This window comes from Thermodesulfobacteriota bacterium (assembly GCA_035325995.1).
Classification (GTDB): Bacteria; Desulfobacterota_D; UBA1144; order Nemesobacterales; family UBA2774; genus JADLGH01.
Window position 1 is genome coordinate 209,108 of sequence record DAOKYU010000003.1, and the last position, 13,919, is coordinate 223,026.

General features: G+C 58.7%; 14 protein-coding genes. 5 read left to right on the forward strand and 9 right to left on the reverse strand.

Annotation, left to right across the window (positions count from 1 at the left end):
• Positions 1 to 13: 13 nt before the first annotated feature.
• The 3 genes from PKC29_05765 (at position 14) to acs (ending at position 4,663) form a co-directional block, all read left to right on the forward strand.
• A complete protein-coding gene (locus tag PKC29_05765) occupies positions 14 to 1,750 on the forward strand; it encodes a TldD/PmbA family protein (GenBank protein HML94917.1) in 1,737 nt (578 codons plus the stop codon).
• A gap of 108 nt (positions 1,751 to 1,858) precedes the next feature.
• A complete protein-coding gene (locus tag PKC29_05770; protein HML94918.1) occupies positions 1,859 to 2,590 on the forward strand; it encodes a class I SAM-dependent methyltransferase in 732 nt (243 codons plus the stop codon).
• A 117-nt stretch (positions 2,591 to 2,707) separates the two neighbouring features.
• The gene (gene acs / locus PKC29_05775) at positions 2,708 to 4,663 is read left to right on the forward strand and encodes an acetate--CoA ligase (protein ID HML94919.1); all 1,956 of its coding nucleotides are present in this window, start codon (positions 2,708 to 2,710) and stop codon (positions 4,661 to 4,663) included.
• Between the two features lie 7 nt (positions 4,664 to 4,670).
• Here the strand turns inward: acs and PKC29_05780 are convergent, their stop codons facing one another.
• The 6 genes from PKC29_05780 to PKC29_05805 form a co-directional block, all read right to left on the reverse strand.
• A complete protein-coding gene (locus PKC29_05780) occupies positions 4,671 to 5,123 on the reverse strand; it encodes a YkvA family protein (GenBank protein ID HML94920.1) in 453 nt (150 codons plus the stop codon).
• Between the two features lie 56 nt (positions 5,124 to 5,179).
• The gene (rpmB, locus tag PKC29_05785; protein HML94921.1) at positions 5,180 to 5,419 is read right to left on the reverse strand and encodes a 50S ribosomal protein L28; all 240 of its coding nucleotides are present in this window, start codon (positions 5,417 to 5,419) and stop codon (positions 5,180 to 5,182) included.
• A 111-nt stretch (positions 5,420 to 5,530) separates the two neighbouring features.
• Positions 5,531 to 6,562, reverse strand: coding sequence for a GTP-binding protein (locus PKC29_05790; protein HML94922.1), 1,032 nt, complete (start codon positions 6,560 to 6,562; stop codon positions 5,531 to 5,533).
• 46 nt (positions 6,563 to 6,608) lie between these two features.
• Entirely contained in the window at positions 6,609 to 8,285 is a 1,677-nt protein-coding gene (locus PKC29_05795) for a nucleoside recognition domain-containing protein (GenBank protein HML94923.1), read from the reverse strand.
• A gap of 50 nt (positions 8,286 to 8,335) precedes the next feature.
• Positions 8,336 to 9,472, reverse strand: a complete 1,137-nt coding sequence (locus tag PKC29_05800) for an NAD(P)-binding domain-containing protein (GenBank protein ID HML94924.1) — start codon at positions 9,470 to 9,472, stop codon at positions 8,336 to 8,338.
• An 89-nt stretch (positions 9,473 to 9,561) separates the two neighbouring features.
• On the reverse strand, positions 9,562 to 10,848 hold the full coding sequence (locus tag PKC29_05805; GenBank protein ID HML94925.1) for a hypothetical protein: 1,287 nt from the start codon (positions 10,846 to 10,848) through the stop codon (positions 9,562 to 9,564).
• A gap of 234 nt (positions 10,849 to 11,082) precedes the next feature.
• Here PKC29_05805 and PKC29_05810 point away from each other — a divergent pair, with 234 nt between their 5' ends.
• Positions 11,083 to 11,481, forward strand: coding sequence for a Fur family transcriptional regulator (locus tag PKC29_05810; GenBank protein HML94926.1), 399 nt, complete (start codon positions 11,083 to 11,085; stop codon positions 11,479 to 11,481).
• Positions 11,482 to 11,571: 90 nt separating this feature from the next.
• Here the strand turns inward: PKC29_05810 and PKC29_05815 are convergent, their stop codons facing one another.
• Positions 11,572 to 12,492 carry a hypothetical protein gene (locus PKC29_05815; GenBank protein ID HML94927.1) on the reverse strand — a complete coding sequence of 307 codons (921 nt, stop codon included), beginning with the start codon at positions 12,490 to 12,492 and terminating at the stop codon, positions 11,572 to 11,574.
• 105 nt (positions 12,493 to 12,597) lie between these two features.
• On the opposite strand from PKC29_05815, the gene PKC29_05820 reads away from it, so the two are divergent.
• A complete protein-coding gene (locus tag PKC29_05820) occupies positions 12,598 to 12,858 on the forward strand; it encodes a hypothetical protein (protein ID HML94928.1) in 261 nt (86 codons plus the stop codon).
• Here the strand turns inward: PKC29_05820 and PKC29_05825 are convergent.
• Both PKC29_05825 and PKC29_05830 read right to left on the reverse strand, forming a co-directional pair.
• Positions 12,852 to 13,424 carry a DUF3299 domain-containing protein gene (locus PKC29_05825; GenBank protein ID HML94929.1) on the reverse strand — a complete coding sequence of 191 codons (573 nt, stop codon included), beginning with the start codon at positions 13,422 to 13,424 and terminating at the stop codon, positions 12,852 to 12,854. The genes PKC29_05820 and PKC29_05825 overlap by 7 nt on opposite strands.
• Positions 13,421 to 13,903: a hypothetical protein gene (locus PKC29_05830; GenBank protein ID HML94930.1), complete on the reverse strand. Its 483-nt coding sequence runs from the start codon at positions 13,901 to 13,903 to the stop codon at positions 13,421 to 13,423. The genes PKC29_05825 and PKC29_05830 overlap by 4 nt, the downstream gene beginning before the upstream one ends.
• Between the last annotated feature and the right edge of the window lie 16 nt (positions 13,904 to 13,919).

A 13,919-nucleotide genomic window follows, 5' to 3' on the forward strand; every position in this document is an offset into this window, starting at 1 on the left:
AGCTTTTACATTTATGAATTCACGACTCGTTCTTTTAAGATATACCGCGCTGCTGGTTCTCCTTGCCGCGGCTTTTTATTCGCTACCCGCGTCTCCTGCCACGCAGGACATGCCGAAAAACGACATGCGAAGGGACGATGCCCTCGTTCTCGACGCAATGAGCGACGAGCTCACCCGCTCTATGGGAAAGCTCAGGCTCGAAGGCTACGAGGACCCATACTTCATCAGCTACCAGATTAAGGACAACACGTTTTACGAGATAGAGGCCAAGTACGGCGCCGTCGTCTCATCGACCGAAAACAGGATCAGGCGCCTCTTCGTGGACGTCCGCGTCGGGGACTACGAGTTCGATAATTCCATTAAAGGACGCTCGGGCGGCGGGCTGCCGTTCGGCGGCTCGTCCTCGGTGCCCATAGACGACGACCCCGACGCAATAAGGACGGTGCTCTGGCAGGTGACGGACTATGCATATAAAGACGCCCTCACGCAGTATCTCAACAAAAAAGCGGGCAACGTGCAGGAAGTGAAGGACGAGGAGATCGGCAGCTTCACGAAAGAGCCGGCCCACGTCTTTTACGGTCCGGAGCTAACGCTCCCGTTCGATCCCGAAAAGTGGGAGAAGATCGCGAGGGACGTGTCGGCGGTTTATAAGGAGTACAAGGACATCCTCGACGCCGACATCGCCGTTACGGCCCAGAAGGAGACGGTGTACTTCGTCAACACCGAGGGGACCCGCTACATCAGGGACGAGATACTCTATTCCATAGACGCCCAGGTAACGGCCAGGGCGGACGACGGCAAGATAGTCGAGAACTACAGGAACCTCTACTACGTTTCACCCGAAGACATCCCTTCGCCGGACGAGCTCGAAAAGACGGTCAGGGAGATGGTCGAGGAAACACTCCTCATGAGGAATGCACGCGCGCTCCAGCCTTTGACCGTCCCCGCGCTCCTCGAGCCCGAGGCGGCCGGAGTGGTGTTCCACGAGGCCCTCGGGCACAGGCTCGAAGGCGAGCGCCAGATCGACGACGACGAAGGCCAGACATTCAAGGAGAAGGTCGGAAAGAAGATAATCCCCGAATTCCTCACGGTCGTAGACGACCCCTCCAGGAGCAGCTTTCAGGGCACGCATCTCATGGGCTACTATCCCTTCGACGACCAGGGCGTCCCCGGCCAGAGGGTCGTCCTCGTCGAAAACGGCGTCCTCAAAAACTTCCTCCTCTCGCGGACGCCCGTAAAAGGGTTCGACAGATCGAACGGCCACGGGAGGGCTTCGTACGGCATCTCCCCGATGGCGCGCATGAGCAATACCATAGTCGAATCCTCGGCCGAATACCCGAGGGAGAAGCTAAAAGAGATGCTCATCGAGGAAGTGAGGAAGCAGAACAAACCCTTCGGGCTTCTCATAAAGAGCATGAGGGGAGGGGAGACGAATACGTCCTCGTACAACTTCCAGGCCTTCCGCGGGACGCCGCTCGTCCTCTACAAGGTGGACCCGAAAACCGGAGAGGAAACCCCCGTCAGGGATATAGAGATAGTCGGCACGCCGCTCGTCACCATAAACAAGATAATCGCCACCGGCGACGACTACGCCGTATTCAACGGCTTCTGCGGGGCGGAGTCCGGATACGTGCCCGTATCGACGATCGCGCCGAGCATACTCGTCTCCGAGATGGAATTCCAGCGCGAGTCCTCGAAGAAAGAAAAGCCGCCGCTCCTCCCGCCGCCGTTTTTCGACAGGACGAACTAGGCCTGTGATCGAGCGCTGCTACCACGCATATTTCACGCCCTAAAGCCGCCCTGCTTTGGACCTTAAGGCGAATAGCATTATAATTTGCCGATGGCCGATATTCCGAAAATGCCCGCGCCGATCGAGAACGGGATGCTCGTTCCGACGCTCGACGGCGAAGGGTGGATATGGCTTTACAGGGACGAGATTACGCAGGCATACATCGACCACGCCGGCAGGACGAAGGGCCTCATGCTTGAAATCGGGGCCGGCTACGGGGACATCGTCCTCGAAGTCCTCAAAAGGGGCGCCCGCGCGATCGCCGACGAAATATCCGGGCCCCAGCTCGAAATAATAAAAGCGAGGGTCTCCGAAAGCGGCCTAACGGGCCTCGAAGCCATAAAGGCGGAGTTCCCCGAAGAGCTGGATTTATCGCCGGGCTCCATCGACGGGATACTCGTCTCCCGGGTCTTTCACTTCTTCCCGGGCGACAGGATACGGGGGAGCCTCCGTAAGGCCGCCGAATGGCTCAAGCCGGGCGGCAAGGTGTTCATAGTCACCGATTCCGTATACAGGAGCATATTCAGGGACCTCGTGCCGGTCTACGAAAAGAACGTCTCGGACGGCCTCGAATGGCCGGGCTGGACTGAAGACGTCCGAAAATTCATACCGCGGGGCAGGCTCGACCCCGAAACCCAGCCGCTCGCCATGAATTTCCTCGACCCGCGCCTCGTCAGGCGCGAGCTCGAAATCGCCGGGCTAGAAACCGAAACATCGGCATTTTTCAAATACGCCGCCGATCCCGACTTCGCCCGCCTCGACGGGAGGGAGATCGTGGGCGCGGTGGGCGTAAAGGTCTAACCCAGCGGTCGCGATCCCCGTCTCGCCTCCGCCATTTAAAAGTCTTCAATTCGAACGCGACATTTGTTAGTATTGAAATAATCTCACCCGGACCCTTTTTCCATAAAGGAGGCTTAAATGGCTGACGCCGTAAAAACGATAGAAGACCTTCTCATCGAAGGACGCACGTTCCCGCCCGGAAAGAAATTCAGCAGGAAGGCAAACGTCAATAACGCCGCCGTCTACAAAAGGGCGGCAAAAGATCCCGAAAAATTCTGGGCGGGCTTCGCGAAGGAGCTCGACTGGTTCGAGAAGTGGAGCAAGGTCTCGAGCTGGAAGCCGCCGCATTCGAAATGGTTCGTCGGCGGCAAGCTCAACGTTTCGTATAACTGCATCGACAGGCACGTAGCCACGGCCCGGAAGAACAAGGCGGCCATAATCTGGGAGGCCGAATCCGGCGAGAGCAAGACGCTAACCTACTGGGAGCTCTACAGGGAGGTCAACAGGTTCGCCGGCGTGCTGAAGTCGCTCGGCGTCAAAAAGGGCGACAGGGTAACGATATACCTCCCCATGATTCCCGAGCTCGCCGTGGCAATGCTCGCGTGCGCCAGGACAGGCGCGCCTCACAGCATCGTCTTCGGCGGGTTCAGCGCCGAGAGCCTCCGTGACAGGATAAACGACTCGCAGGCCCGTATACTCATAACCTCCGACGGCGGCTACAGGCGCGGGAAGATCATACCTCTCAAGAAAAATTCGGACGAGGCGCTCAGGGACGCGCCGACGGTCGAAAAGGTGATCGTCGTAGAGAGGGTCGGCGCCGAGGCCAGGCCGAAGATGGTAAAGGGAAGGGACCTCTGGTGGCACGACCTCATGGCCAAGGCCGAGCCTTACTGCGAGCCCGAGAAGATGGACAGCGAGGACACGCTCTTCATGCTCTACACGAGCGGAACGACGGGAAAGCCCAAGGGCATAGTGCACACGACGGGCGGGTATCTCGTCGGCGTCTATGCTACTACGAAGCTGGTGTTCGACCTGAAGGAAGAAGACACCTACTGGTGCACGGCAGACATCGGCTGGGTTACGGGACACAGCTATATCATATACGGCCCGCTCGCCAACGGGGCGACAACGATAATGTTCGAGGGCACCCCCGACTACCCGGACGTAGACAGGTTCTGGGCCATAGTCGAGAAGTACGGGGTCACGATTTTTTACACGGCCCCGACGGCTATAAGGTCGTTCATGAAGTGGGGCGAGGAGCACCCCAACAAGCACGACCTCGGCTCGCTCCGCCTGCTGGGCTCGGTCGGCGAGCCGATAAACCCCGAGGCGTGGATGTGGTACTACCTCCACATAGGCAACAGCAAGTGCCCGATAGTCGATACGTGGTGGCAGACGGAAACGGGCTGCATACTCATAACGCCGCTGCCCGGAATAACCACCCTGAAACCGGGCTCGGCCACGCTCCCGTTCCCCGGCATAGACGCCGACATAGTGGACGAAAAGGGGAAGACGATAAAAGAGGGGGCGGGCTACCTCGTCATAAGAAAGCACTGGCCCGCGATGCTGAGGACGATATACGGCGACTCGAAACGCTACGTAGACCAGTACTGGAGCAGGTTCCCCCACATGTACTTCACGGGCGACGGCGCCAAGAGGGACAAGGACGGCTACTTCTGGCTTCTCGGCCGCGTGGACGACGTCATGAACGTGGCGGGGCACAGGATAAGCACGATGGAGGTCGAAAGCGCGCTCGTCGATCATCCTTCCGTCGCCGAGGCCGCCGTCATAGGAAGACCGGACGAGCTCAAGGGGCAGGCCATAGTCGCGTTCACCACACTCAAGAGCAAGGTCAAGTCGAGTAAGCAGCTGACGGACAAGCTGAGGGCGCACGTCGCCGGCAAGATTGGCGCGATAGCGAGGCCGGACGAAATCATATTCACGGCCGAGCTCCCCAAGACGAGGAGCGGCAAGATCATGAGGCGGCTACTCCGGAATATCGCCGAGGGCTCGGTGATAGGCGATACGACAACGCTTGCCGATCCCGCCGTGGTGCAGGACCTGAAAACACAGTACGAGCACCTGGAAGGCTAGGGGGGGATTACAGGCCGGCTGTCGTTCCGGGCCCGGTGTCTTCGGCGCCGGTTACGACGCCCGTCCGGTCCGACTGCCATTTTCTGAATTTTTCTATGTCGTTCTTCACCGACGCCAGGACGAACCCTATCACGCCGGCGTCGTCTACGAGGCCGGTCGCCGGCAGTATGTCGGGAATGGCGTCAAGTGGATTCACGAAGTAAACGAGGGCGCCGGCCGTAAGAAGAAGCGTCGGCCAGGGCACTTCCCTGTACTCCCTTCTCATCCAGGCCCTTACGAGGTCTCTCAGGGTGCGTGCGTCGTTTCCGACGGATTTTATGCCTGCGTGGGCGGAATTCAGCTTGTCGCCGGCCGAGCCGACGAGGGTCTTGAGCCTGTTCTCGTCCCTGAGCGCCGCGGCCGCCGCGCCCAGGGCGCCGAACAAAAGCGGCCGGGCCATGCGTTTTACGAAGACCGACATATCAATCTACAATATAATCAGGGCTGGCCGGATTTCCAGTAATTTTTTGGAGGGGTTTAGCCGAGGTCCTTTATCGTGAGCCCGTTATCCTTCAGAAAAGGAAGGAGCCCTTTCTTGTTTATCGTCCTTAAGGCGCGTGTGGTAATCCTTATCCTGACGCTTCTTCCGAGCTCGGGGACGAATATCCTCTTCCACTGAAGATTCGGGTTCTGACGGCGTTTCAGCTTGTTGTTCGCGTGGGATACGTTATTCCCGACGAGCGGCTTTTTCCCTGTGATCATGCATTTTTGCGACATGGTATTCTCCCGATTTCCTGTAAAAACGATTAAGTATCCCACAAGATACGCATTTGTAAACCCTGCAGCGTCGAAAAACATAGTAGCGAGCGGAAGCTTTCTACACCGGCCTCACCGTGCGGGATTAGGCTCCAGGCACCCCTCGAAATGCGCTTCCAGCATCTCCGCGTCGACGCCGTCGGGCGTTCCAATAAGCACGAATCTCGAATGCGGCCTTTGAGCGCCCCACGGCCTCCCCCACGAAAGCGCGCACCTCCTTCCGACGACGTTCAGAACCCCGCGCATGTCGGGGAACGTGTCCAGGTGCAGTATCCCCTTCGCCCGGAATATAGTCGGCGGGAGTGTCTTCACGGCCTTACGGACTAGCTCATATGAAAGCATCCTGCCCGTCTCGAAGCTCCACGTCGCGAACACCTTTTCGTGGCTGCGGTCCCCGGCGTGTGAGTGACCGGGCTCTCCCGCGTGAACGTGCACGTCTACCGGCTCCCTTGCCAAAAGCCTGTCCGGGTCGTAGCCCCCGAGCCCGAAGACGAGCTCGAGCGGCACCCTGCCGAACCTGGCCTCCACGATCCGCGCGCCGGGCATAATCCCGCGCAGCCATCCCCTGACGCCGGACAGCCTCTCGTTACCGACGAGGTCCGCCTTGTTCAGCACCAGGACGTCGGCGACGGATATCTGTGCGATTCCGAGCTCGGCGCTCTCTCCCCTGGTCAATCCCTTTACCTGCTCCGCATCGACGACCGTTATAATGTTCTCCACCCTTATAAGCCTCCTTACGTCCGGCATCGGGAAGCTAAGGGCGATAGCCGCGGGGTCCGACACCCCGCTCGCCTCGATGATGATGTATTCAGGCGGCTCCGGCTGTTCGAGGAGCTCTATTATCGAAAGGAGCATGTCTCCCCTGAGCGAGCAGCAGATGCATCCGTTCGAAAGGCTTATCGTGTTGTCCACTTCGTTCTCTATGCCGACGATGAGCTCCGAATCTATGTTAATCTCGCCGAAGTCGTTCACCAGCACGGCGACCTTCCGCCCGTGCTCCGCGTGAAGCACGTAATTGAGTAGGGTCGTCTTTCCCGCACCGAGGAAACCGCCGATTATCGTGAGCGGAACAGGATTATCCGTATTCATTTCTTCTCTTTCCATTATGAAAACCGGGATAAGGCCGTTCCATCCGGCCGCCTGCCGATTCCTAAATCAGCCTCGTTACCGCGTGCCCGCCCCAGGCTATCACGAGCGCGAAACACGACGCCGCGGCCGCCTGCCTCGCCATCATCCAGAGAGCGAATCTTGCCGACGTCTCCCGCGCCACCGTAAGCGACGTTACGAGGCACGGGAGGAGCACGCCCGCGAGATACACGGCTGTAAGCACCTCGACCGGCCCCCCGAGGGGCGCCTTTAACGAATCCATCTCCCCGTTTAAGAGGCCTATCGCTATCCCGTCTTTCCGTATCGATCCCAAAATGAGGGCCGGCGCCGCCTGCCAGGGGAGGTGGAAGAGCGACATGACCGGCGCCAGCGCCTCGCTTAAAAAGCCGAGCAGGCCGGACCACTGCATCAGCGCGGCCGCTATGCATATAAGGAAAAAGACCGGTAACGCCATGACGAAAAACTGCTTTATCACGTACCAGCTTTCGCGCCATATGTCTTTCGGCCGCGGCCACTGTAGAAAAACCCGTCCCGTGAGCCTGAGCCTGTTTGTCCTGAGCCGCGCCTCGCGGGGCACGGTTATCCTGAGGTAGATGAGAGTGGTCGCGGCCAGGAGCGCGAGATACCAGGGCGCGAGGTACGCCATGCCCGCCGCGCCGAACACGGCCAGAGTCGCGGGGAGCTGGTAGGAGCAGGCGGAGCCGAACGATATTGCGGAGATGCACGCCCCGCGCGAGCAGCTCGAGCACGAGCGCGTGTTTATGACGGCGGGGACGTTACATCCGAAGCCCATTATTACGCGCACGAGATCGCGGCCCGAAATCCCGAACGGCAGGAGGAGCGGATGAAGCGAAACGGTCAATCTGTCGATGAGGCCGCTGCCCTTGTAGACGGCGAGTATTACCGAGAAGACGATCACCGTGGGGACGGCGTATAAAAAGAGGAACGGGCTCATGGCGAATAATCCGTAATCGCCGCCCAGCGTCGCTGCGAGCGGCCCGGGAAGTGCGTTCACTGCTCCAAGTAAAGGGGCAAGCGCTCTTCCGAGCGGGTCGTAAAACGAATCGGCCAGGCCGTTCGCGTTCCGAACGGCTATCCATGCGGGAAGAAAAAGGAGAATAAGTGATAAAGCCTGCCCCAGTACGGGGATTTCGAATACGCCTCTTTCGGGCGGCGCTTCGAGCCCGGTTTTTTCGTTTTCATTTCCGGGGGCGAACATGCCCGGGGACAAAAGCGCCTCATCGATCGCCGACTTGTCCGCGGCAGACAGGTTCCGGGCATTGACCGGGATTACCGGAACGCCTGCCCGCGCCCTCAGCTTCCCGAACGCGGCCTCGGCGTTCGAAAGCCCGTCCACCTTGTCCCGGAACGTGACGATCATGATCCCGAGCCTGCCCTCTGCAAGGGGAAGCAGCTCTTCCAGGTCCTCGTCCATGCTCGTCGCCTGGACGACGAGTATCACCGGGTCGTTCTCCTTCAGCTGCCTGAGCGTCATGCGCACCGCTATGCTGTCCGAGTCCCGCATTATCCCGGGCGTGTCGAGGAAGGCCGTGTTCCCGAGCGTGTATTTGTCTATCGATACGGTGGTGCCCCTGAAGTTGGAGGAGCTCGCCGGCTTCCCGGTGAGCGAGGCTATGAGCTGCGACTTCCCGACGCTCTCCCTCCCTACGACGACGTAAGTTTTCCCTATGTTCTCTATGCTGCGTTCCGCCCGGCCCATGCCGCCTCCCTGAAATTTTTGCTATAACCGATTCAATATCCGGATTTCGTTCAGCACTCACACTCGTCGCCGCAGCAGGAAAGGTCGTCGAGGAACATCCCCTTCCGGCGGTAAAAATCCAGGACCGATTCGTCGAGCTTCCGCCTCCCGAGCCTTTCCGCGAGCTCGCTCGCTATTACGGCGAAGCGCTGCCTGAATTTATAAATGAAGCAGAATATGAGCTCCCCGTGCCTTACGTTCGGGCCGGTGAGGAAGAGGCCCGGCGTGACGGTGGATTCGTCGTGCTCCGTCAGAAGCGGATAGCTTTCCTTCTCCTCCCACTCGAACAGGTCTCTTACCATCACGAGGCTCGATTTGAATCCGGTCGCGAGAACCGGCGGGTTGCTCGTAAAAAGCTTTTTGGCTCCGTTCGAAAGGATGTATCCCCCGTCCGTCTTCTTGACGTCCCCGATGCCCGAATTCCCGTTCAGTGTAAGGCGCCCGGAATCCACGGCCGATATCAGCCGGCGCGACGTATACGGCGACAGGCTACAGCTCGGGTCGCTCGACTCGCTCTTCCACGCCTCTTCCCTGTCGTACACGCTCACCTTCTTCCCGAGCGCGGTCAGGTTTACGGCCGCGTCTATGCCGCTCTCGAATCCGCCGATAACGACGACGTCCCCGCCCTTTATGTCCCGCCACGACGAGACGGCCGAGTTGTGTATGCAGTGCTCGGAGCCGGGGAAGGCGTCCAGGGCCGGATACTGGTATTCCCCGGCCGCCCATATAACGAACCGGCTCCTTATCGCGCCCTTATTCGTTTGTATGTCGAAGCTCCCGGCTTGGCGGGGCTCGATGCGGGCGACGTCGACGCCGGTCCTTACCGGCAGCTCGAAGTGTGTGGCCACGCTCTTGAGATATATCCGGTAGCTCTGCCCGTCCGGGTGCTCCAGCTTGAATATGTGGCCTGGGGACGTGTTCGGCACGACGGCGTTCAGGTCCAGCATGTCGAACCCGTGCCCGGGGAACGACGGGGTGATAAAATTCATCTCCCGGGGCCATTTGCCGAAAGACGCGCCGACTTCGTGCCTTTCGAGGAGGATGAATTTCCTTAGGCCCAGGAGCCTGAGCAGCGAGCCCATTCCCACACCTGCCGCCCCCGCGCCCACAATAACGACGTCGAATTTTTCCTTCTTCGCTGAATTCATGTTTCCTTCCCCTAATGGAGCGGCCGCCGGTGTTGAGGATCCCGGCGGCCGCTGTCTGGTCGTAGCCGCTCAACCGGCGGCTTTCTTCGTCAATGCTGAACCTCTTTAATCGCAAAGGCCGTCATCGTGCCGGGGGTTCCGCCGACTTCTATCTCGCGGATGATCTCCGGCTCGTGGAGCCCTACCTCTACGACCGTCCCGTCCTCCGGTATGCTGACGTACGCGACCCCCGGCCCGGCCGAGAGCCTCGGGCGGATTCCGGTGCACGAAAACGGCGAGGTTACCGGAATACTCTCCTCTATCGTCCACGTGTTGGAATCGATAACCTGAATGAATCCGTCCACGGTAAGGACGGCGACCTCGTTCCCGCCGTCTTGCTCGAAGACGAATCCGCACTGGTCCGCGGGCAGGTCCAGGACGTCCGTCGCGGAATTGGACGGGTTGATTTTTATAAGCGCCGCCGTGCCGAAATTACCGACGAAAAAGCCTTTGGACTCGTGCGCGATCAGGGTTCCCGTCCTGACGTCCGCTGCGGGATACGGGATATTCTTCGAGGTAAACTGTCCCGAGACCTCGTTATAGGTCAGGACCAGTACCCCGAAATCGGCTCCGCAGGCGAATGCGTAATGGCTCCCCGTGACGGCCTCGCCGTGAAGGTCCACGCACGAGCTGTCCGGGTCCTCGACGTCGGCGAATTCCTGGAGCACAAAGCCGAATTCGTCGTACACGTTTACGCCTATGGGCAGCGAGGATGCGCCCGGCACGCCGTTTACGTACTCGGGATTCGGTACAGTGATCAGGAATTTATTGTCATGTGCAGGTACTGCCGCCCCGTGCGCCGGCCCGTCCAGCGCGAAGAAAAGCACCTCGGGCTCGCTGTCCCCGAGCGTGCTTTCGAGCACAGCCGCCACTTCGGCGTCTATCCCATCGTCCCGGCTGCCGTCGAAATGAATCGCGCTCCATCCGTCGTGTGATACGAAGTGCACCGGCGTCGTGCCGAAAAGCTCGAAGCCCAGAAGCTCGGGCTCGCCTACGTGAAGGTGAAAATGATCCCCGTGCTCCTCTATCTCGATCCCGGTATCTATGAAATTCACCAGGCCTTCCTCCGTCTGTACCGCAACCCCGTAGTACGTGTGAGCGGTCGGGTATATGGTCGCCGGGCCCTCGAGGTCAATCGACGATACTACGTCGCCGTCGTGGAGGTCCACGATGTCGATGCGACCGGCCTCGGCGTCCGATACCAGGAGCGCCCCTACTATCTCTTCGTGGTCGTGATCGTGCGAGTCCCTTTCTTTCTTGTCGCATCCCGCCGCCCCGAGCCCCGCTATCACGAGAACGAAAAACAAAAGTCTCCTTACCGCTGATTTCCGCCTCATTTGAATCCTCCTTTTAAACCTGTTTTTCTACCTGGCTCATAACCTAACACAGAAGATTCAAAATGCAAATGATTTGCGCAAAGAATTTGCGTTAAAATTTATTCGGTGTCGTAACTTACCGCGATAACAGCGTAATTGTTTTCGCTTTCGGATCGGCTTATTCGGGAAAAGTGCTTTTTCCGGTTTTTTGTTGTAGCTTATACGAAGAAAAGCGAGCGAAGGATAAAAGGCCTGATGAGAGCGAGCTTCACAGAGCTTAGGAAAGAAATACTGAGGATCATCGAGGAGTCGGCACAGCCGCTGATGGTCAAGGACGTCCTGACCCGGCTCGAGCCGAAACCGAACCTCTCGACAATATACCGGGCCCTCGATTTTCTCTGCAGGAAGGGGCTCGTAAAGTCGGTTTCGTTTTCCTCGGATGCAAACTACTACTTCAGCGCGAAGAAGGGACACGCGCACTTTCTCTACTGCAGAGGGTGCTCCGAAATACAGGTATTCGACCAGTGCTTTGCTGATAAAATACAGAAGAACATCGAGCACGAGTTCGACTACAAGATAACGGACCACTTCTTTTACTTCTCCGGGATATGCGACGACTGCCGCCACCGCATGGTCGATCTCCGGTCCGGCTAAAACCCTCCGGGAAAATAATCGCCCGTTATGTGTGGATTGGTTTCTGAAGGGCCGGGCGGCCCATCGGGGCCGCCCGGATAGTGTGAGATTTTATTCGGTGGTTACGTTGACAGCCCTTTCGGTGTCGTTGAACGCCCCCTCTACCACGTTCCCGTCCTTGTCGAGCAGCTGAAGCCTGACGCCGTACTCACCCGCCGGCAGCCCGGCGACGAAAGCCGGCGTCCAGTCGGTAAGCGTTATCGTTCCGACCTCCTCACCCGAATCCTTCTTCGTTATCGTGTACTTCGCCTTGTATCCGTCCGGGCTGAGCTCGACGTTATTGAGGTAAAAGTCGAGCAGTATCTTTTCTGCGTCTTTCCCCTTATAATCGCCCTTCGGCCTGCTGTAGATTATGGTTGGCGCCGACTTGTCGAGGAGGAATTCGCCCTCTTCCTTGCCGACGTAAAAGTTAAGTATCTCGGCCGCGTCCGGCGACTTCACGCTCTCGTGGTACGAGCGGCTCGGGAAGACGACGAGCGTGTGCGGCCCCTCGGTGAGGACGCCTATGTCAAACGGCTCCCCGGCCTTGTAATCGGCGAGATACGGGTCGTTATCGAGAATTATATGCGCGTGCTGGCCCTCGGCCGAGTTGGCTATCTCCTCAGCCCTCGGGGTGTCGGTCTGTACCCCGAGCTCGAAGTTCTCTACGTCCACTATCACGGAAACCTTGGCGTCGTCGAGGACGCTCCCGTCCTCGAAATTCGAAACGCGGGTACTGGCCCCCTCGAAGGACGGCGAGTTGTCCCACGCCTCTATCGTTACTCCTTGGGCGCCCGTGGCCTCCGGCCCGGGAGTCGGTGCCGGCGCCGGAATAGGCTCCTCGGGCGCCGGCTCGGGCGTCGTAGCCGTTTCCTCGACCTCCACGCTCTCCTCTTCGACGACGCCCTCGTCTCCCTGGCGGCACCCCAGCGTAAGCGCCAGGGCCAGTACGAAAATTCCGAAATATGCCATGGTAAGATTGTTCTTTCTCATAACTTGTCCCCCCTTTGCAATTGGTCTTCTTAATGTATTCTAATGGATAACGTACTCTCCACCAATAAAAATATATATAACGCCCGGGATTAACGGAGGGAAAAAATGCTCGACGAGGCTCTTTTGGCCGTAATAGTCTGCCCCGAAACGAAACAGGACCTCGAGCCCGCGGGGCCCGATCTCGTCGGTAAAATCAACTCTTTAATCGAGAAGGGCGAGCTCCTCAGCAGGTCCAGGCAGAAAATAACGGAGCCCATAGACGGCGGGCTCGTAAGAAAGGGGGACAGGAAGTATCTCTACCCCGTAAGGGACGACATCCCCGTTCTCCTGGTGGACGAATCGATACCGCTCGAAGGGATTCAGTAATCCCTGAAAACCTCCACGCTCTTTCCCGTCATCGTGTATAGGCCACCCACGAGATTGCCTTCGCCTATCCTGAGTTTCCCTGTCACCCTGAGCGGGATGTCGGTCATATACTTTGCGCTCTTCCCCTCGGGCATTTCGACGTAGACGAACTCGTTCATCCTGGGCATCACCCCGAAGCAGCACCCCATCTGGTTATTAAGGAGCATGAAGCTTCTCACCTCTCCCGAATCGAAATCGACGGGCAGCATGTAGCCTATAACCTTCACGTCCTTCCCGTCGAGCTCCATCACCTTCGCCGGGACGACGTTATCCTTCTCGTAATCGAACCCGCCGAGGAAATCGAAATCCACCTTGGCGGCCCCGTCTTCGGTCTCAAGGGCCCCGGCCGTCGCGTAGTCGAAATTCCGGTCGGGTCTGAAGTGGATCCCCAGAGCGGGGAATAGGAGTATGCTCGCGACGACCAGGATTTTAACCACGTGCCTCTTCCACTCGAAGCGCTTTTCGCCCTTGAGCGAAGCTCCCTCGCTTTCGTTTTTTATATTCTTGGAATTACTCTCCGCCGTCATTCGTTGCCCTCCGGAAACCTGAACTCTACTTCCTTAAATTCCTTGCCTCTTACCGTTATCGCCGTAACGACGGCGCTGAAATGCTCCAAACCCTTAAGTCTCTCCGAACGCGCGGCAAACTCCGACGTATCCCCCCCTTTCTCCCCCGTGAGTATATTGTAAACGGCGTCCAGACTAAGCGTGAGCTCGCCCGCGGGCGCCTCGCCGCCTGTATCGGGAGCCACGATTCTTATCTCGATATTTTCCTGCCCGAGCCTTACCGGGTTCTCGGCCTCGCCGTCGAGGACGTACGCCGTGAGCTCTCCCGTTCCCGGATCGAGCACAATCTCCAGATGCGCGAATTCGTCGCCGAGCACGACAAGCGTCCCGCCGTGCGGGGCGGTGTGCTCGTGCCCGTTATGATTTGCGTCGGCGTCTCCGTGGGCCCGGGCGGCGGCCGCCATCGCCGTCGCAAGAATCAAACACAGTACCAGTTTCATGACGTCCCTCCTTTTA